At 28.8% G+C, this 20,014-nt stretch carries 17 protein-coding genes and 1 other RNA gene; 16 read left to right on the forward strand and 2 right to left on the reverse strand.

Going from position 1 to position 20,014, the window contains the following annotated elements; translation table 11 throughout:
* The first annotated feature begins 14 nt into the window (after positions 1 to 14).
* From rpoD to K5563_RS03610, 12 genes are all read left to right on the forward strand, one after another.
* Complete coding sequence (rpoD, locus tag K5563_RS03555) at positions 15 to 1,898, forward strand: RNA polymerase sigma factor RpoD (RefSeq protein ID WP_221037770.1); 1,884 nt, start codon at positions 15 to 17, stop codon at positions 1,896 to 1,898.
* Positions 1,899 to 1,910: 12 nt separating this feature from the next.
* Entirely contained in the window at positions 1,911 to 2,666 is a 756-nt protein-coding gene (locus tag K5563_RS03560; protein ID WP_221037601.1) for a zinc ribbon domain-containing protein, read from the forward strand.
* A gap of 28 nt (positions 2,667 to 2,694) precedes the next feature.
* An RNA gene (rnpB, locus tag K5563_RS03565) (RNase P RNA component class A) lies at positions 2,695 to 3,051 on the forward strand.
* Between the two features lie 24 nt (positions 3,052 to 3,075).
* Positions 3,076 to 4,056 (forward strand): tetratricopeptide repeat protein, encoded by a 981-nt coding sequence (locus K5563_RS03570; RefSeq protein WP_221037602.1) that lies wholly within the window; start codon positions 3,076 to 3,078, stop codon positions 4,054 to 4,056.
* Positions 4,053 to 5,102: a rod shape-determining protein gene (locus K5563_RS03575; protein WP_221037603.1), complete on the forward strand. Its 1,050-nt coding sequence runs from the start codon at positions 4,053 to 4,055 to the stop codon at positions 5,100 to 5,102. Before K5563_RS03570 ends, K5563_RS03575 begins: the two co-directional genes overlap by 4 nt.
* 2 nt (positions 5,103 to 5,104) lie before the next feature.
* A complete protein-coding gene (mreC, locus tag K5563_RS03580; RefSeq protein WP_221037604.1) occupies positions 5,105 to 5,950 on the forward strand; it encodes a rod shape-determining protein MreC in 846 nt (281 codons plus the stop codon).
* Positions 5,947 to 6,429, forward strand: coding sequence for a rod shape-determining protein MreD (locus K5563_RS03585; RefSeq protein WP_221037605.1), 483 nt, complete (start codon positions 5,947 to 5,949; stop codon positions 6,427 to 6,429). Before mreC ends, K5563_RS03585 begins: the two co-directional genes overlap by 4 nt.
* Before the next feature lies 1 nt (position 6,430).
* A complete protein-coding gene (mrdA, locus tag K5563_RS03590) occupies positions 6,431 to 8,236 on the forward strand; it encodes a penicillin-binding protein 2 (RefSeq protein ID WP_255571087.1) in 1,806 nt (601 codons plus the stop codon).
* Positions 8,237 to 8,241: 5 nt separating this feature from the next.
* Positions 8,242 to 9,564 (forward strand): rod shape-determining protein RodA, encoded by a 1,323-nt coding sequence (gene rodA, locus K5563_RS03595; protein ID WP_221037606.1) that lies wholly within the window; start codon positions 8,242 to 8,244, stop codon positions 9,562 to 9,564.
* Between the two features lie 174 nt (positions 9,565 to 9,738).
* Positions 9,739 to 11,490 carry a threonine--tRNA ligase gene (gene thrS / locus K5563_RS03600; protein ID WP_221037607.1) on the forward strand — a complete coding sequence of 584 codons (1,752 nt, stop codon included), beginning with the start codon at positions 9,739 to 9,741 and terminating at the stop codon, positions 11,488 to 11,490.
* 1 nt (position 11,491) lies between these two features.
* Positions 11,492 to 12,115, forward strand: a complete 624-nt coding sequence (pgsA, locus tag K5563_RS03605) for a CDP-diacylglycerol--glycerol-3-phosphate 3-phosphatidyltransferase (RefSeq protein ID WP_221037608.1) — start codon at positions 11,492 to 11,494, stop codon at positions 12,113 to 12,115.
* Entirely contained in the window at positions 12,105 to 13,550 is a 1,446-nt protein-coding gene (locus tag K5563_RS03610) for a hypothetical protein (protein ID WP_221037609.1), read from the forward strand. The genes pgsA and K5563_RS03610 overlap by 11 nt, the downstream gene beginning before the upstream one ends.
* Here the strand turns inward: K5563_RS03610 and cyaB are convergent.
* Positions 13,527 to 14,051, reverse strand: coding sequence for a class IV adenylate cyclase (gene cyaB / locus K5563_RS03615; protein WP_221037610.1), 525 nt, complete (start codon positions 14,049 to 14,051; stop codon positions 13,527 to 13,529). The genes K5563_RS03610 and cyaB overlap by 24 nt on opposite strands.
* Before the next feature lie 92 nt (positions 14,052 to 14,143).
* Here cyaB and K5563_RS03620 point away from each other — a divergent pair, with 92 nt between their 5' ends.
* From K5563_RS03620 to K5563_RS03635, 4 genes are read left to right on the forward strand one after another with little or no spacing between them, the layout of a single operon-like run.
* Positions 14,144 to 15,472, forward strand: a complete 1,329-nt coding sequence (locus K5563_RS03620) for a TrkH family potassium uptake protein (RefSeq protein WP_221037611.1) — start codon at positions 14,144 to 14,146, stop codon at positions 15,470 to 15,472.
* A gap of 6 nt (positions 15,473 to 15,478) precedes the next feature.
* Positions 15,479 to 16,267, forward strand: coding sequence for a TrkA family potassium uptake protein (locus K5563_RS03625; RefSeq protein WP_221037612.1), 789 nt, complete (start codon positions 15,479 to 15,481; stop codon positions 16,265 to 16,267).
* Positions 16,268 to 16,280: 13 nt separating this feature from the next.
* On the forward strand, positions 16,281 to 17,252 hold the full coding sequence (locus tag K5563_RS03630; protein ID WP_221037772.1) for a MinD/ParA family protein: 972 nt from the start codon (positions 16,281 to 16,283) through the stop codon (positions 17,250 to 17,252).
* 38 nt (positions 17,253 to 17,290) lie between these two features.
* Complete coding sequence (locus K5563_RS03635; RefSeq protein WP_221037613.1) at positions 17,291 to 18,649, forward strand: ATP-dependent 6-phosphofructokinase; 1,359 nt, start codon at positions 17,291 to 17,293, stop codon at positions 18,647 to 18,649.
* A gap of 31 nt (positions 18,650 to 18,680) precedes the next feature.
* Here the strand turns inward: K5563_RS03635 and K5563_RS03640 are convergent, their stop codons facing one another.
* On the reverse strand, positions 18,681 to 20,012 hold the full coding sequence (locus K5563_RS03640) for a CoA-disulfide reductase (RefSeq protein ID WP_221037614.1): 1,332 nt from the start codon (positions 20,010 to 20,012) through the stop codon (positions 18,681 to 18,683).
* Positions 20,013 to 20,014 lie beyond the last annotated feature (2 nt).

Consider the following 20,014-nt stretch of genomic DNA (forward strand, 5'->3'; position numbering starts at 1 on the left):
TAAAGAATAAAGACTTGCAAACTTTTAAGAAAAAAAATTCGAAAGTAATAAAAGCCATTTTAAATTATTTGGGTGATAAGAAAGCCATTGCATTTGGAGATTTATCGACTTTTCTATCAGGAGATATTTTGGAGCCTGAAAATATTGATTATCTTTATGAATTTCTTGAAGATGAGGGAATAAGCTTGATTAACGAGAAAATGGATTCAGACATTTGTGATATTGATGAGTTAGATGAAGCAGATAAAATTGATACTCAATGTATGATGTTAGATGATGCTGTTCAAAATGATGATGATGAAATAGATGATGAAATAGATGATAAATTAGATGTATTTGAAGATGAATCTATAGAAAGGGAAGATTTTAATTCAGGATATATTAAGAGTGGTTTGTTAAAAGATAATAATTCTGAGGATCCCATAAGACTTTATTTAAAGGAAATAGGAAAAGAATTTTTATTAACTGGAAATCAAGAGGTTGAGCTTGCAAAGCAGATGGATTCTGGCGAGAGTATAATTGAGAATATCCTTAGAAGTGAAGGACTTGTTATCGAGAACTATTATAATTTAGTTAATGCTATTTATTCAAGAATAAGTAAAGAAGAGTTCTTTAAAAAAGAAAAGGAAAGAGAAAAAGATAATAATTTTGACTATTATAACAAAAAAAAAAGGATCTCTTCCTTTTATAAGGTTTCGTTAAAACCATTTCAAGATCGTTTGATAAAGTATATAGAAAAGAAACATAGATTGTATGAACTTGGAGAGGATATTTTTGAAGAAAGTATTGCAAATGAGAGACTTGAGATTAAAGCAATGCTTAAGTCTGTGCCTTTGTATCAAGAGGAGTTGAGACTTTTTTCAGATGATTACATTGATTCTGCTAGTAAGATAAAAGATTTAAAGAGACAACAAAAGTCTATATTAGATAGATTGAAGATAGATAAAGTAAGGAATCTTAGGATTCTTGGTAGAGATTTGGCTATTCCTGAAAAACGGGAAAGGATAGAAAAGTCTTTAAATATTCGAGAAGATCTAATTAAAGAGCAAATTACAGAAGCTCAACTTGCTCAAAAAGAGCTTGAGAGAATTGAAATGTATTATGAGTATCCAATGGATAAAATAATAAGTATGTCAGAAGAGATCCTAAAGGGTAAGCAGATGATGCAACATGCAAAAGATCAGTTAATTAAGGCTAATTTAAGACTTGTGGTAAGTATTGCCAAAAAGTATGCTAATAGGGGTCTGCATTTTTTTGATCTTGTTCAAGAGGGCAATATTGGTCTAATTAAAGCAGTTGAAAAGTTTGAATATAAGAGAGGATTTAAGTTTTCTACTTATGCGACGTGGTGGATTCGTCAGGCAATAACTAGATCAATATCAGATCAGGCTCGTACTATTCGTGTGCCTGTGCATATGATTGAGCAGATTAATAGATTGAATAGAGAAACAAGATATTTAGTTCAAGTCTTAGGTAAGGATCCAACAGATGAAGAATTATCAGCTAGATTAGGATGGGATCTTAAAAAGGTAAAAACTGTAAAGAATGTTTCAAGAGAACCCGTATCGCTTGAAACACCAATTGGAGAAGAAGAAGATTCTGTTTTAAGTGATTTTATTGAAGACAAAGCTATAAGAAATCCAGCAAAACACACATCTTTTGTAGTTTTGCAAGATCAAATAAGAGCAGTTCTTGGAACTCTTCCAGAAAGAGAACAGGAAGTTGTTAAGATGAGATTTGGTCTTGAAGATGGGTATTCTTTAACTCTTGAAGAAGTTGGATTGCATTTTAACGTTACAAGAGAGAGAATTAGACAGATTGAATCTAAGGCATTAAGGCGACTTAAAAATCCTAAAAAAACTCAAAAACTTAAAGATTATTTGGAAGATTTAAATTGAATAGGAGGATTCATGGAAACTAATATTGATATACTGAAAAACCTTGAAGGTATATATAAAGCTAGGTTTGAGCTTGAGGAAAGACAAAAAACTATTCCTAGATATTTGCAAGCTAAAAAAGCTCAAATAGATGAACTAATTGGATGGCTTGATGACTTACAGCTTAAATTTAAAGACTATCAAAAAGATGATGTCTCTTTGAAATTGGATATTCAAGATATTAATGTGAGAAAGAGTAAGGCAGAGGAAAAAATTGATAGCATTAAAACTCAAAGGGAGTATGAGGCTCTTGAAAAAGAATTACAGACTATAATTGATGATGAGGTTGCTGTTAGGAAGAAAATGACACATATTACTGGCCTTAAGGCAAAAGTAGACAAGGAAATAATAGAGGTTAAGAGTAAGCTTGAATTTGAGCAAAATATTTATGCTACCGAGAGTGCTAGTCTTGAAAATGAGCTTTTAGAAATTATAAAAAAACTTGATTCTATAAAATTAGAAGAGGAGAAATATGCCTCTAGAATGGATGAGGACTTTTTATTTAAATTTCAAAGAATTATTAGAAATAAGTCTAATGGAGTTGTACCTTTAATTGACAGTGTTTGTAAAGGTTGTCATATGATACTTCCTGTTGAGTTTGCAAATAAGGTAAGGCGTGAACCTGATGATATCAAGTTTTGTCCTTATTGTAGTAGAATACTTTATTATCAGGCTAAATTTGAAATTGGTTTAGAAATGGTTCCTGGTGGTTTAGCAGATTTGCTATAATAAATTTTTTAATTTTGTATTTTGTTTAAGTTGATGTCCAGTCATCACTTAATGTGCATTTAGGCATTTTAAGAGGAAAGTCCGAGCTCCAATAAGAGCATAATGCTAGGTAATGCCTAGGAGTTTTAAACTTAAGACAGTGTCACAGAAAATTACCGCCTTAAGACCATCTTAAGGTAAGGGTGAAAAGGTGAGGTAAGAGCTCACCGCTTATTTAGTGATAAATAGGGTCCAGACAAACCTCATTAGGAGCAAAATCAAGTATGCAGGTTTCCTTAGCTCTTGAGGGTGTGCTTGCGGGTAGATTGCATGATTTTTTCAGTGATGGAAAAACAAGATAGATGATGACTTAGTACAGAACTCGGCTTATGGATATCAACTTAAATTTTATATTTCATAGAGGACCTTTATGGGGAGCAATTACTTAAAATATGTTTTTTATTTACTTATCAGCTTATTACTTTTGTTCTTTATTTTTTACATCTTGTCTTATTTTAAGGCTTTTTCCAATTCATATTTAAAGGCAGGACCTACTGAGGTAAATTTACTTGCTCTTTGGGATAATAAGGAATATAAAGAAATAATAGATTATGCTGAAAATGGGCTTAAGGCAAACAGGTTTGATTTTAATTTAAATTTGCTTCTTGGATTTTCATATTTTTATTATTCTTTGATGTTAAATGATAGTTATTTGAAAAACCAATTTTTAGACAATGCAATAGAAAGATTGAGATTTTTAATAGCTATTAATGATGATGCTTCTATGGGTTTGATTTATTATGTTTTGGGTAAAGCCTATTCTCATAAGGGTGAATATTATAGTGATCTTTCCGTTAAATATTTAAATAAGGCACTATATTCAAGTGGTTTTTCTTTTATGAGTATGAAAAATGATATTTTTGAGTACTTGGGATATTCATATCAGCTTTTAAGGGACTATAATGCTAGCTTGAAATTTTTTGAAAAAGCTTATAAAGAGAATAAGTCTGATCTTGTGCTTTGGAGTTTGGCTTATGTGAATTATAAGGCTGGAAATATTGATGATAGCATTGAATATATAAACAAATTTTTGCAAGAAGAAAATGGCATATCAGCAAATGAGAGAAGTGATGGTAATTTAATTCAAAAAGTATATTTATTATATGGGGATATATATTTGGCCAAAAATGATTATGATGAGGCTTTTAATTGCTATGATAAAGTCTTGAAAATTAATAGTTTAAATCCTAATGTTTATGTTAAAATAGGAGACATATATAGGAAAAAAGATAAAGATTATCCTAAAGCTAGGAAATATTGGAGAGAAGCACTAAGCATTGATCCTTATTTGGAAGAAGCCAGAGAGAGGCTAAAAATTAGTTTAGAGGATTTTAGGGAGAACTTGAATTGAATTTTTTTAAATCTTTTTTAATAGATATTGGTATTGATCTTGGTACATGTAACACTTTAGTTTATATAAAGGATTATGGTGTGGTGATGAGCGAGCCTTCAGTAGTTGCTATAGATGTTAGTAAAGGTAATAGAGTTGTGGCTGTTGGGCGTAATGCAAAGAAAATGCTTTGGAAAACACCTGAAAACATTAAGGCGGTAAGACCGCTTCGTGATGGTGTTATTGCTGATATTGAAAATACAGAGAAAATGATTAAATATTTTATAAATCAGATTTTTTCTCGAAAAAAATTGTTTTTTAAGCCCAGGATGGTAATAGGAGTGCCAACTTGCATTACGGAAGTTGAGAGAAGAGCAGTAAAAGAGAGTGCAATGAATGCTGGTGCTCGCGAAGTTAAGGTTATTGAGGAATCTCTTGCAGCTGCTATTGGTTCTGATATCCCTATTTTTGAACCAACTGGTCATATGGTGTGTGATATTGGAGGAGGAACTACTGAAATATCAGTTATTTCCCTTGGTGGTATGGTAGTAAGTAGAGCTATTAGAACTGGTGGAGATGAGTTTGATGAAAGCATTATAAAGTACATGAGGAATGTTCATAATATTGTTATTGGTCAGCAAACAGCAGAAAAATTAAAAATTAAGATTGGTAATGTTTATCCAGATATTCATAATTTAAAAGTAGAAACGATAGATATTAAAGGTACAGATGCTGTTACTGGGCTTCCTAAAAAGCAAATTATTGATTCCATGGAAATACGAGAATCTTTGCAAGAACCTATTAGTACTGTTGTTGATGAAGTTAAGCGTACTCTTGGAGCAACTCCTCCAGAGCTTGCAACAGATATTGTTGAGCGTGGGATTATATTAACAGGGGGTGGGGCTCTTCTTAAGGGTCTTAGTAGGCTTTTATCAAAAGAAACAGGAGTTCCAGTATATGTTGCAGATAATCCTTTGCTATCTGTGGCTGTTGGAGCAGGTTTATTTTATGATTATGCCAATAGAATAGATATTAGTAAAAATATATATAGTTTTATTAATGAATAGGTATGAAGTTTCTTGTTAATATCAAGAATTTTATTAAGGTATTAAGTGTATTAATATTTGCTATTGTTCTTATGATTTATGATTCAGGTAGTTTGCATGTAAAGAAGAAGGATAATTTTTTTATTTTTACATTAAATTCATATATTCAAAGGAATATGTATGATTTTTTTGTTTTTGTTTCTAGTATTTTTAAGGCTATAAATGAATATAAAGATTATGGAAAAATAGTAGAGGCTTATAAAAAAAGAATACAGCAACTTGAAATAGTACTTCAAAATGTTCAGGTTTTAAGGCAAGAAAATTCTAGACTTAAAGAGCAGCTTGGATTTTATTCAATACATTCTCATGATTTTATTTCTGCTGAAATAATTTACTTGAATTATGCAAATATTTCGTCTTTAATGGCAATTAATAAGGGCTATAATGATGGTGTTCAGAAAGACATGATAGCTATTGCTTACCAAGATGGATTTAGTGGTCTTGTTGGCAAAGTTGTTAAAGTTTATGCACATACTGCAAGGGTTTTGCCTTTAACTAGTTATGAAAATTTTGTTTCTGCAAGAATTCAAAATAGCAAATTTATTGGTCTTGTTGAAGGTAAGGGGTATGGTAAACCTCTTGAGATGAATTATGTCAATAAATTGGCTGAGAGTTCTTTAAAAATTGGAGATTTTATTGTTACTGCTGGATTTAGCGACTATCCCAGTGGAATTTACATAGGAAAAATTACTTATTTTAATGTTCTTGAATATAACTCTCTTTTAAGTATTAAGATAGAACCCATAATAGTTTTAGATAAGTTAGAATATGTTTTTTTGATTAAGGGTAACAATAGGATAGAGAAGTGATATCATTTGTGCTTTATTATATTATTAGTGTATTTTTAGGTCAAGTTTTTCAATATTATTGTGATGTTAGTTTTTCTTTTTCAATAGATATATTTTTAATTATTTTGATTTTCAATTCTTTGAACTTTGTTTTTAATTTAGGTTTAGTCTCAAGTATTTTGCATGGTTTTATTATGGAATATTTCAATGGATTACCGCTTGGATTTTTTGTTTTTAATTATGTTTTGATATTTTATCTTCTTGAGAAAATTAAGATGGTTGTTCCAAAGAGCATGTTTAGTATAACCGTATTTTTCATTGTTTCAAAATTTATTATTTGGTTTGTGGCAATGGTTTTTTCAGATTTTATTGATCTTAAAGGATTTAATTATTCAATATTTGATTTTAATCTCATACTTAATATAGTATTTTTGAATTTTTTATATTCAATTTTAAGTTATTGTACTAAAAATTTTTATACTATCAAAGAGGAATACTAAAGTGAAAGTCATTTTGGCTGGCAGATATAGGTTTGGGATGTTACTTTTATCTTTCGTTTTTTTTTCTTATCTTTTTGCTTTGTTTAAAATGCAAATTGGAAAGCACTTGTTGTATGATAAAGAAGCTACAGTTCTGTTGTCTAGAGTGGATAAAATTAAGGCTGCAAGGGGTGAAATTCTAGATTCAAACTTTAATATTCTTGCAAATAATCTGACGGCATTTGTTTTAAAGATTAGTTTAGAGCAATATTATAGTATGCCTATTGAGGATAGAAAGGAGATGTTAGATTTTTTATCAAGCATTTTAGGCATGGAAAAAGGGCTTATCATTTCTAAAATCGAGGCTTCTAGAGGATATTTAAAGGATGTGGAAATAGTTGAAGGGCTAAGTCCAGATATGCTTTTTAGAATTGCTGAGAAAAGAAGTTATTATCCTGCACTTTTATGGACATATTCTTTTAAAAGAAATTATTTGGTAGATGATTCTTTTTCTCATTCTATTGGGTATGTTGGCAAGATTAATCAAAGAGAACTTCGTGCTTTTTATAATGTTAAGGGATATGATAATAATTCTACAATAGGAAAGTTGGGTATTGAACAAACTTATGATAGTTATATTAGAGGAAAAGAAGGTTTAATTAAATATAAGGTAGATTCTAGAGAAAGGAAGATAGATAATGGTTCTATTATAGAGTATATGATACCTGGTAATAACATTGTTTTAAACATTAATAAAGATATTCAAATGCTTGCAAAGGAAACTTTGGGTGAAAGATATGGATCTTTAGTAGTGTTAAAACCCTCAACAGGAAGTATATTGGCTCTTTATAATTATCCTTACTATTCTATGAATGATGTTTATAATAAGGATTCTAAAGAAGATTATTCTTTTTTAAATAGGGCAATTCAATCAGTTTATCCTCCTGCATCTATTTTTAAATTAGTTATGACTACGGCGTTGTTAGAAGAAAAAGTTTTTGATAAGAATAAGAAGATATATTGTTTGGGATATTTCAGAGTAGGAAATAGAATGTTTCATTGTTGGAATCGTGGTGGGCATGGTTATGTCAATTTAGAGCAGGCTGTTGCTCATTCATGTAATGTTTATTTCTATATATTAGGACTTAAATATCTTGGTATTGAGAATATTGTTAAGTATGCAAAAGAATATGGCTTTGGTGAGAAGACTGGTATTGACCTGCCAAATGAGGTTTCTGGCCTTCTTCCCAGTCAGGAGTGGAAGGAAAAAACTTTTAATCAGTCTTGGGTAGGTGGTGATACTGTAAATTTTTCAATAGGGCAAGGCTTTGTAAATGCTACCCCTATTCAGATTGCTAATATGATAGCTATGATTGCAAATGAAGGTGTTGTTTATAAACCAAGGGTTGTTAATAGAATTTTAGATGGGAATAGTAATGAAGTTGTCCTTAAAAATGTTCCCGAAGTTCTTCGGAAAACAAATGTTATTAGTAAAACCACGTTTAGACTTTTAAAAAATTATATGAGAAATGTTATAACTTATGGTACTGCTAAAAATTCAGTTCTCACAAAAGCTGTCAAAGTTATAGGAAAGACTGGGACAGGTCAAACTGGTGTTACTGGTATTGAAAATAGTTCTTTTGTCGGACTTGCTCCTTATGGTGGCTCTCCTGATGAACAAATTATTATATTTAGTTTAATTGAAGGAAGGAGTAACTTGGACAATATGTGGTCTGCTAAATCTATAGATTTAATGATGCAAGGGATTTTTGCTAATCAAAGTTATGAAGATATTCTTAAAGTATATAGACCATGGTATATTAGGTAGGACAAATGGCTGTTTTTAGAAAAGGTTACGATGGTTTTACATTATTTAGTTTAGTAATGATATCTTTTATTGGAATTTTACTTATATATTCTAGTGATTATACTTCTAATGGTTCTTTGATGAAAATCGAATATATTAAACAGATTATATGGGTTTTTAGTGGATTTTTTATAGTTTTTTTAGTAGGAAGATATGACCTTAAGATTATACATGGCATGATTTATCCTTTATATTTTTTGTTGATTGTTGCTTTAATTTTCACTGCTTTTTTTGGTATTACTGTTAATGGAGCTAAGTCTTGGATTGGAATTTGGAAATTAGGAGGCCAACCTTCAGAATTTGGTAAAATTATTAGTATTTTAGCTCTTGCTAAATTTTACAGTACTAAAAGGAATGATTGTCGTAGTTTTTTTGTTTTTATTTTTGCTTTTATATTAATTTTACCCGTTATTTTGCTTGTATTGTTGCAACCTGATTTTGGTACTGCTGTAGTTTATTTGAATATGTTTATATTTATTTCTTTTTTTGCTGGTGTAGATATACATTATCTTTTGTATTTTACATTAACAGGGATTTTTTCATTCCTTTTTATGGTGTTGCCTGTTTGGTATGAGTATCAGGCAGATATGGGAAGTATTTTGTATTTAATTTTTTCAAATAATTTTTATTTTAAAGTATCTTTTTTAGTATTAGTTTTGGTGTTTTTATTTTCTGCTATAGGCTTTTTTGTTTCGAAATATAATTTAACTATTAGATTTGTTTATTTTTATATGTTATTTATAAGTTCAATTTTGTTAATTTCTGCTTTTTTTTCTAAATTTCTTTCAAAGTTTATGAAACCTTATCAGATTAAAAGATTTTTAGTTTTTTTAGATCCAAATATTGACCTTAAAGGTGCTGGCTGGAATTTGAATCAAGTAAAAGTCGCTATTGGTTCTGGGGGCATGTTTGGTAAAGGATTTTTAAAAGGTCCTTATACTCATGCAAATTATGTGCCATCTCAAAGTACAGATTTTATTTTTTCAATCCTTGCTGAAGAATTTGGTTTTTTGGGAGCTAGTTTAGTTTTAGTATTATTTTTTCTTATTTTTTTTAGAATTTTAATAATAATGAATAAAAGTAAAGATAGTTATATGTCTTTGGTTCTTGCTGGAGTATTGAGTCTTTTATTTTTTCATACATCTTTTAATGTTGGTATGTCTTTAGGGCTTTTGCCAATTACAGGAATACCTTTGCCGTTTTTATCCTACGGTGGTTCCTCTACTATTACTTTCTTTATGGCTATGACTCTTTATTTTAATATTGAATCTATAGTAACTATGGATTAAAGTTTTTTATTTATTTGTTCTTATTTTTTTATCTGTTTTTTTAGTAAATTTTCTTGTATATTTATACTTATAAATTGATGGAATTTCTTATTTATTGAATAACTTTGGTTGAAGTTTAAATTTTATTATTAAATTAAGTATTATTTAAAATCTTAGGGTTTATAAGGTGTTGTTATGAGTGAAAAATTAGATAAAGACAGTGTTCTTTATAAAAAACGACATTCAATTGCTCATGTTATGGCAGAAGCTGTTCTTGAATTGTTTCCAAATACTAAGATTGCTATAGGGCCTCCCATTAAAAATGGATTTTATTATGATTTTGATTTTGAAAAACATATTACAGAAAATGATCTTTTGTTAATAGAACAAAAGATGAAAGAGATTTTAAGGACAGGAAGTTCTTTTATAAAAGAAGTAATAACTAAAGAGCATGCTTTAATGCTTTTTAAAGATGAGCCTTATAAAGTAGATTTAATTCAAGAGCTTGATATTAAAGATGAGATTTCTATATACAAAAGTCATAATTTTATTGACCTTTGTAAGGGTCCTCATGTTGATAATATGAATAAAATTGATCCAAAAGCATTTAAGTTAACTAATATTGCTGGTGCTTACTGGCGTGGTAATGAAAAAAATAAAATGCTTACTCGTATTTATGGAACTTTATGGAATAATGAAAAAGAATTAAAAGAATATCTTAGATTAAAAGAAGAAATAAAAAAGAGGGATCATAGAAAACTTGGACGCGAACTTGATTTATTTTCTGTACATGAAGATATAGGTCCTGGTCTTATATTTTTTCATCCAAATGGAGCTCGAGTAAGGGCTTTAATAGAAGATTTTTGGAGAGAAGAACATTTTAGAAATGGTTATGACATACTTTTTACGCCTCATGTTGGTAAATCTTGTCTTTGGGAGATATCTGGGCATTTAGATTTTTATCAAGAAAGTATGTTTGAAAAAATGGAGATAGATAAAAGTAATTATTATGTTAAACCTATGAATTGTCCATTTCATATTGCAATTTATAATACTAGAAAGCATTCTTATAGAGATCTACCATTTAGATGGGCAGAACTTGGTACTGTGTATCGGTATGAAAAGATTGGTGCTCTTCATGGTACTATGCGCGTTAGAGGATTTACACAAGATGATGCACATATTATATGTACTTATGAACAAGTTAAGTCTGAGATTCAAGAGGTTTTAAGATTTGCTATTTGTATGTGGAATAAATTTGGATTTACCGACTTAAAAGCATATCTTTCTACAAAGCCGGAAAAAGCTGTTGGAAATAAGGATGATTGGGAAATATCAGTAAAAGTTTTAGAGGAAGCTTTAATTGAATTAGGTATTCTTTATGATATTGATGAGGGAGGCGGAGCTTTTTATGGACCTAAGATTGATCTAAAAATAATTGATTCTCTTGATCGAGAGTGGCAGATGAGTACAATTCAGTTTGATTTTAATCTTCCTGCAAGATTTAAGATGACTTATATAGCAAAAGATGGTAAAGAAAGGCAACCTTTTGTTATTCATAGAGCTCTTCTTGGTTCTATTGAGAGATTTTTTGGGATTTTGATAGAGCATTATGGTGGAGCATTTCCTGTATGGTTAGCACCTCTTCAAGTTGTAATTATTCCTGTAAATAATATTGTAGAAGAGTATGCCTTAAGAGTATTATCTTATTTTAAAAATGAAGGCATTAGAATAAAATTTGATAATGATAGCAGTATTAGGATGAATTCAAGAATTAGGCAATATCAAGCTCAAAAAATTCCCTATATGTTTATAATAGGAATAAAAGAGGTAGAAGAAGAGAAAATTTCAATTAGAACCAGAGCAAATGATCAGATTAATGGACTTGAATTACAAGAAGCTCTTGAATTTTTAAAATTAAAAATAAAGAATAAGGAGATTTTATAGGTTGAATGTCAAGAGCATAATTAGTCCTAATAGAATAACTTTTTGTAGAATTATATTATCTTTTATTATTTTATTTATATTTTTTCTTGAAAATTTTTTGAATCTTTATTTTTTTTTAATCATAATTTGGGTTCTGATTGTTTTTAATGAAATAACAGATATTATTGATGGATATGTTGCCAGAAAATATAACTTGGTTAGTGATGTAGGCAAAATTTTAGATCCTTATGCAGATGTATTGCAACATCTAACATATTTTGTTTTTTTCTTTTATAAAGGTATTACACCATATTATTTTTTTGTAATTTTTATATATCGTGAAATTTCTATTGGTGTTTTTAGAAATTTAATTATTCAATTTAATGTAGTTCAGCAAGCTAAATTTTTGGGTAAATTAAAATCATTATTTTATGCCATATCGGCATTTGCAAGTCTTTTTCTTTATAGTTTAGATAAATTAAAAATTACTATTTTTGTTGATAATTTTATTATCTCAAACTTAAGTTTAAATTTAAATTTTTCTTTTTGTGTTGAAATGATATATTGTGCATCTGCCTTTTTGACTATCATATCTTTAATTGATTATGTTTTTATATTTTTGGATCTTATAAAGTATGAAAAATAGTATATTACTAATATTTGTTTGGATATTAACTAGTTTGCATTCTTATGCTCACTTAGAACTAGTGTTAACGGAAGTTAAGCCTTTAAATATTTCAAGCGTAAGTGGAAAGGGAAGTATTTATCTAAGAGTTAGTAAATCTTCTACTTATATTTTAACTTTTGATAATTCTATAGGTTCAGATTTTGTTTATATGGTATATGATGTTTTGAATAAAAGATATATAACAGATAAGGTAAGCACAAGGGATACCAAGCTTGAATTAAATAAAGATATTCTTTATGCTGTAATCTATATTACATCTGAAAATGTAAACATTAATTTTACGCTAACTGATTTGGATTTGTCAATAATAAGTGGCAATGCTTTAAGGGCAAAATCATCTAATATAAAAAAACAAGATAAGACTTTTTTAATAAGGAATTTGCCAAGCTTTCAATTGAGCTCAAAACTTAAAAAATATATTTTAAGGACTTATAAACGTAATATTTATCTTGCTTATCAAATGGAGCATAGTGATAATATTAAGGTTTCTTCATTTATTGAAAATATTGGTTGGTTTGATATAAGTACTGCTGTTAATAATAATATTACTAATATTGCGAATTTTGATTTTGCAGTTAATTCTAAAGGAGAATTATATATTGTATTTACTACTAATAATACCAATGATTTTTCTAGTGAACTTATAGTTAAAAAATTTAATAGTCGCAAATGGATTGATATTAGTCCTAAGTTTAGAGATAACATTGGATTTTTGATAAATATTAGCATTGATAAAAAAGATAATTTATATGTAGCTTATTTAAGAAAAATAGGTAGTGAGTATAAAATAAATTTTATTGCAAATAGAGGGTATGGTAATATTTGGAATAATATTATGGATTCTTATAACTCTAAAGGTAATGCCAATGTTAAGGTTTCAAATATTGGTATTATTTCAGAACCTTTTTTAGGAATTTTTTATAATTACAAGATAAATGATTATGTTAAGTCTGAGTTTATTGTTGATACAGGCAAGACTTGGACAAATACAAATATTCAATCTTTCAATATGGCAAATTCTGTCAAAATTCTTTTTAATTTTAAGTCTGATCAAGCTGCAATTGTTTTAAGTTGTATAACAAAAGATAAACCTTTTGTGAGTGTATCTACCTTAAAGCATGATAAATGGCAAAATATAAGTCCAAATATTAATATTAAGGGAATAGTGAGTGATATTTTTGTTTATAGGAATGATTTGTTTTTAACCTTTGAAGATAATAATAATATTAGAATTATTTATTTTGAAGATGATAATTGGTATTTTCTAAATAAATCTGAAATTTTTAAGGAATCTGTTTGTAGTCCTCAATTTTTTAAATATCAAGATGAAGGTTTCATATTGTCATATATGAGTTTAGATTTTAAAGTTTTATTCTTTAGATTGATTAGCTAATATTAATTCGAAGTAAGATTTTTGTTCAATGTTATTTTGTAATTTAAGTTCTTTTATTATTGCATAAATTTCTATTTTTGCAGGGGTTAATTCGTTTTCATCATAAATTATTTTTTCTATTTCTAAAAAGGACCCAAGATTTTCCACTTCATTAATTTCTATGTTTATATTTCTTTTTTTATAAATTAAACTTTTTTTTCTTTTTTTATATAGGATTTTAAAATCCATTTGTTCTAAAAAACAGACAAAATTTTCTGTATTGTCTACTTTAAATTCTATCTCCTTATTTATTTCTATGTCATTTTCTAAGGATTTAACTTTAAATGTTATAATTTCTTCTGAGGTGTTAAATTTTCTTATTCTAATTAATTTTTCTTTATTAGAATAATAAATATCTTTTTTTATTGTTTCTTGAATAAATTTGAATTTTTCATTAGCCAATTTGAAGATTTTTTTTAATTTTTTGGGGGGAATAAAAGCTTTTAATTCAACTTCAAACATGTATTAAAAATAGTAAAATTATGGTAATATTTCAATAGCCTATGATTTTATCATTTTTATAATGGTGTCTTTTTTATGTATTTTATTTTGCTATGTTGAAATTTAAATTTGGTGATAGGTTTTTCCTTTTCAGTTATTTTATTTTAATTATGTTATTAGGCTCTTTCTTATTGTCATTACCGATTTCTTGGAATGGTGAGGAAAAATTAGATTACATAGATGTTTTATTTACATCTGTGTCTGCTGTTAGTATTACAGGACTTGTTACTGTGAAGATGGAAAATTTTTCTACTTTTGGTTTTATCGTTATAATGCTATTGATCCAATTTGGAGGTCTTGGTTTTATAACAATTGCGACTTTTTATTTGCTTATTCCTAAGCGTAAGTTGAACTTAACTGATGCTAGGATAATAAAGCAATATTCTCTTTCAAATATTGAATACAATCCTATTAAAATCCTGAAGGGTATACTTTTTATAACTTTTTTAATTGAACTAATTGGACTAATATTAATATTATTATGTTTTAATCTTAGAGGTATTAGGATTTCATTGCTTGAAGCTTTATTTACAGCAGTTTCAGCTTTTTGTAATGCAGGTTTTTCTATGCATTCTGAGAGTATTTATGCGTGGCGTGATGTTCCTGAAGCCATAGTTGTTGTTGCGATTTTAATTGTTTGTGGTGGACTTGGATTTATGGTGTATCGTGATGTTACTAATACTATTAAATATAGAAAAAAGCTGTCTCTTCATGCCAAAATTGTTTTTTTACTTAGTTTCTTTTTAATTGTTTTTGGTGCAGTTGTGTTTTTTTTCGCAGAGATTCATAAACTTGAGGAAGGTCATTCACTTGGCGATCTCATACTTAATTCTATATTTTATTCAATAAGTACAAGAACAGCTGGTTTTAGTTATTTTGAAAATTCTCTTATTACAAGTAGAACCCAAATGCTTTCGTTGCCTTTCATGTTAATTGGTGGTGCTCCAGGTTCTACTGCTGGAGGAATTAAGATTACTACCTTTTTTTTAATTTTGCTTGCAGTAGTAAAATCTCAAAATGGTCAAGATGGTAATGGTTATATTATTGGTTATTATAAGGTTTCTCTTGATAGCATAAGATTTGCGCTTTTATTTTTTGTAAGAGCCATTTTTATTTTATGTTTTGCATTTTTTGTTCTTCTTGCTACTGAAGGTGGTGGTAAGTGTAGAGTTATTGGTTTAGGATATGAGGTTTTCTCTGCTTTTGGGACTGTTGGTTTGTCAGTTGGTGTTACACAGGATTTGTCATTTTTAGGTAAAGTAATTATAATTTTTACTATGTTTGCAGGTCGTATAGGACTTTTTTCTATTGCGATTTTTGGTTCAAGAAGATCTCGTTTTGAAGAATTTACAAGACCAAGACAAGATATTTTAGTGGGTTAATAAAAAGTGAAAACATTTGTTATTATTGGTCTTAGTAATTTAGGTATACATATTCTTGAAAATTTGAGTAAACTTGATTGTCAGGTTATTATTGTTGATACATCAAGGGAAGTGATTGAAGAATATGATGTTATTTCTACAGAGAGCTTTGTTTTAGAGCAATTTACTAAAAATGCTTTAAAGAAGATTATTCCAATAGATACTGATGCTGTTATTATTGATTTTAACAATGATTTGGGTAAGAGTGCTCTTATTACTCATTATTGTAATCTTTTGGGTGTTAAAGAGATATATGTGAAAACTGAAGATAGTGATGATGCTGAGATATTAAAAACTCTTGGTGCTACAAAAATTATATTTCCAAGTAAAGATGCTGCAAAAAGATTAACACCTTTATTAGTATCTCCTAATCTTTCTACATATAGTATTGTTGGTCATGACATTATTGTTGCTGAGACTGTTATTCCTAAAGAGTATGTTGGGAAGACTTTGCTTGAGGCTGATTTAAGAAGAGAAAAGGGCATTACTGTTATTGCTGTTAGAAATTTAAGTAATTCTAGATATGAATTTGTGGATGGAGATTATTTTTTTTTAAAAGATGATAAAATTGTGATTTGTGGTAAACCTGATAAAATTGAAAATTTTACAAATAATAAAGATTTAATAAAAGACTTAATATCAGTTTCTAAATCAGAGTGTACTTCTTCCAAGGTCAAAGTAGAGTCTAATAGATTCAGATTTTTAAAGTTTTTTGATTGTATGAAAAAATTTAACAAAGATAATGGAAATGATTAATAAAAATTTGAATATGACTAAAATTATTCCTGTTGCAAGTGGTAAGGGTGGTGTGGGCAAAACATCTTTTGTTGCGAATATTGGTTATAAACTTGCAAGTTTAGGCAAGACAGTAATACTTGTTGATCTTGATCTTGGTGGTTCCAATCTACATACATGTTTAGGAGTTAAGAATACTGGTATTGGAATAGGTTCTTTTATTAATAAGCATGAAAAAGATTTTTCAAATTTGATTATTAAAACGCCTTATAAGAAGCTTTATTTAATACCAGGCGATGCTCTTTATACAGGAACAGCTAATATTCCTTTTTCTATTAAAAAGAGGATAATAGAATCAATTCAAAGAGATCTTGTTGCTGATTTTATTTTGATAGATTTAGGGTCAGGTACATCTTACAATACAGTAGATTTTTATTTGGCAGCTTATAGTGGTATAATCGTTACTGTTCCAGAAACGCCCTCAATTCTTAATGCTTATTCTTTTTTAAAAAATGCACTTTATCGTCTTTTATATTTAACTTTCCCTCCAAAGAGTTCTGAGCGTGAATATATTAGTAATTTTTTTAAAAATAAAATAGAAGGTACAAATATTAAGTTTAAAGATTTAGTTATGGGGATGGAAACCGTATCTTTAAGTTCATCGCTTAAGATAAAAAAGGTGATGAATAATTTTTATCCCAGGGTTATATTAAATAGGATAGAATCTAGTGAGGAAATAGCTATGTGTGAAAATTTAATAAATGTTGTTAAAAACAATATTAATGTTCCAGTAGAATTTATTGGTTTTATTCCATTTGCCAAAAGTTTTAGAGAATCTGTTAATAATAGAATTCCATTTACTGATTTTGATAAAAATTCGAAACTCAATAAGTATTTTGAGTTTATTGCAAATAATTTAATTAAGTCTCCAGCTGAGGGTTCGCCTTATATATACGATGATATATACGATATGATTAAGGAGCAAAGTCAATTTATTAGGAGATAATTGAATTATAATGATACTTGTTATGGAGGAATAACTTAATGCATAGTCTTACGAATAAGGATTTAAATTTTAGAGAGTTGGATTTTGAAATAGAAAATTTGGGAGAATGTAGACAAGATAATCCTTTAATAGATTTTTATGCAAATCAAAGTCATATTCATTTTACTGATGAGATGAATATGATTAGGTTTAATGTTTATAAGAATGAAGATATTTGCAATAAATATGAAGATATATTTTTAGAAAAAGCTGGGCCTAGAAATAAGATTTATTTCGTCCCAAAGGATGTTAAAGCGGCAATTACTACTTGTGGGGGTCTTTGTCCTGGTTTTAATGATGTTATTCGTTCAATTGTTAGAACCTTATGGAAAGTATATGGAGTTCGTAATGTTTATGGAGTAAAATTAGGATATCAAGGATTATTGCCAAATGCTCATTTAAATTTTGTCAAACTGAATCCCGATATAGTAGATGATATTAATCAGCTTGGTGGTACAATACTTGGTTCATCAAGAGGGAGTATTAAACCTGTTGAAATAGTTGATACTTTGGAAAAAAAGGGAATTAATATTCTATTTAATATTGGTGGAGATGGAACGCAGAAGGGTTCGATTCTAATAGCTGAGGAAATAGAGAGAAGAAATTTGAAAATTGCTGTTGTAGGTATTCCAAAAACGATAGATAATGATTTTATGTTTGTTCAAAAGTCTTTTGGATTTGAGACAGCTGTAGAACAAGCTGTTGTTGCAGTTGCTGGTGCGCATTTTGAGGCAAATAGTGCTTATAATGGAATTGGGCTTGTTAAAGTTATGGGTAGAGATTCTGGATTTATTGCTGCCCATACGGCTTTATCTTCTAATGATGTTAATTTTTGTTTGATACCAGAACTAGATTTTGATATTGAGGGGCCTAATGGTTTTCTTGCTCATCTTGAGAGAAGACTATTATCAAAGGGTAATTTGGATGAAATACCTCATGCAGTAATATTAATAGCTGAGGGTGCAGGACAAAAATATTTTGATTTTGATAATCGTCAACGAGATGAATCTGGCAATTTGCTTTATGAGGATATTGGACTTTATATGAAAGCTAAGATTAAGGCATATTTTGAATCCAAGGATATTCCAATTACTCTTAAGTATATTGATCCTAGTTATATTATTAGGAGTGCTCCGGCTAATGCTAGTGATTCTCTTTATTGTGCTCGTCTTGGTTCAAATGCCGTACATGCGGCTATGGCAGGTAAGACAAAATTATTAGTTAGTTTGTGGAGTACAAAATTTGTACATATTCCAATCAAAATGGCGGTGATTGCAAGAAATAAAGTAAATATAAATGGTTCTTTCTGGAGAGATGTACTTGCAAGTACTGGTCAGCCATTTAGTATGAAGAACTAAAATAAAACTCCAAGCAGCAGTTTTATTTTAGTTATTTTGCTGCATTACCTGCAATATTTAAGGCATCCCAAGTCTTTGAAAATGGTGGAGAATATGAGAAGTCCATCATCCCAAGTTCTTTTGTTGTAAGTTTTGAATAAATTGCTAAGGATAGTGCATGCATTCTTATTGCAGCTCCATTTTTTCCAATTGTTTGTGCTCCAATGATTTTTTTTGTTTCTTCATGATATATCAATTTAATGTATAAATCTTCTTGATTTGGATAATAATTTGTATGGTTTTTATCTTTTATAAAGACTGTTTTATATTTAATTCCAATCTTTAAAGCAGTTTCTTCTGTAAGGCCAGCTCTGGCTGCTTCAAGAGATAATACTTTAATTGAGGCAGATCCTAATGTTCCCTTAAAAGAAACACGCTTTCCTGCTAAATTTTCACCGATTACCTTTCCTAATTTATTGGCTGTTGTTGCAAGAGGAATATAATCATTTTGATTACTTACAATATTGTAAATTGTAGCACAATCTCCTGCGGCAAATATATTTTTTATACTGGTTTCACCATATTCATTAACAATTATTGCCCCATTTTGTAAAGTTTCAAGTTGACCTTCTAGAAATTCTGTAGCAGGCCTTACTCCTGTAGCAAGAATGATAAGATCTGCTGGATATTCTCCTTTATTTGTAATAATTCCCTTAACTTTTTCTTTTCCTATTAGACTTTTTGCAAATTCATTTGTATGGACTAAGACATTGTTTCTTTTTAATTCTTCTTCCATTATATTAGTAATTTCTTGATCAAATGATTCAGGAAGTATTCTTTTATCTAGTTGAATTAATCGTACATTTTTTCTTAAGGCTTTAACAGCCTCTATCATTTCAATACCAATATATCCAGCCCCTATGATTATTATGTCATTTATATCTTTTTTTGCCAAAAGCTCTTTTATCGCCTTTCCGTCTTGCATATTTTTTATTGTATAAAAATTATTTAGTTTAATATTGCTAATTGGAGGAATTATAGGATTTGCGCCTGTTGCAATTACTAATTTATCATAGGTATCATTAAACACCTGTTTTGTTTTAAGGTTTTTTATTTGTAAAGTATTGTTTTTTGTATCTACTTTAATAACCTCATGCTCAACAAACACTGAGATTCCATTTTTTGAAAATTCATCGGGTGTTCTTGCTATCATGTTATTTGGTTCATCAAAAAAACCACCAATGAAGTATGGTATTCCACAAGCTCCAAAAGATGTTATATTTGTTTTTTCATAAATAGTAATGTTTAATTCTTTATTTGTTCGTTTTGCTTTTGCAGCAGCACTCGTTCCTGCAGCTGTGCCCCCAATAATTATTATTTTCATAA

The organism is Borrelia sp. HM, from assembly GCF_019669085.1.
Classification (GTDB): domain Bacteria; phylum Spirochaetota; class Spirochaetia; order Borreliales; family Borreliaceae; genus Borrelia.

Excerpts from the sequence above, each read along its gene's own strand:
- K5563_RS03620 (WP_221037611.1), top strand. The coding sequence starts at position 14,144 with ATGTTGAAATTTAAATTTGGTGATAGGTTTTTCCTTTTCAGTTATTTT.
- K5563_RS03560 (WP_221037601.1), top strand. The coding sequence starts at position 1,911 with ATGGAAACTAATATTGATATACTGAAAAACCTTGAAGGTATATATAAA.
- K5563_RS03630 (WP_221037772.1), top strand. The coding sequence starts at position 16,281 with ATGACTAAAATTATTCCTGTTGCAAGTGGTAAGGGTGGTGTGGGCAAA.
- rodA (WP_221037606.1), top strand. The coding sequence starts at position 8,242 with ATGGCTGTTTTTAGAAAAGGTTACGATGGTTTTACATTATTTAGTTTA.
- K5563_RS03640 (WP_221037614.1), bottom strand. The coding sequence starts at position 20,012 with ATGAAAATAATAATTATTGGGGGCACAGCTGCAGGAACGAGTGCTGCT.
- K5563_RS03635 (WP_221037613.1), top strand. The coding sequence starts at position 17,291 with ATGCATAGTCTTACGAATAAGGATTTAAATTTTAGAGAGTTGGATTTT.
- K5563_RS03570 (WP_221037602.1), top strand. The coding sequence starts at position 3,076 with ATGGGGAGCAATTACTTAAAATATGTTTTTTATTTACTTATCAGCTTA.
- mreC (WP_221037604.1), top strand. The coding sequence starts at position 5,105 with ATGAAGTTTCTTGTTAATATCAAGAATTTTATTAAGGTATTAAGTGTA.
- K5563_RS03610 (WP_221037609.1), top strand. The coding sequence starts at position 12,105 with ATGAAAAATAGTATATTACTAATATTTGTTTGGATATTAACTAGTTTG.
- cyaB (WP_221037610.1), bottom strand. The coding sequence starts at position 14,051 with ATGTTTGAAGTTGAATTAAAAGCTTTTATTCCCCCCAAAAAATTAAAA.
- thrS (WP_221037607.1), top strand. The coding sequence starts at position 9,739 with ATGAGTGAAAAATTAGATAAAGACAGTGTTCTTTATAAAAAACGACAT.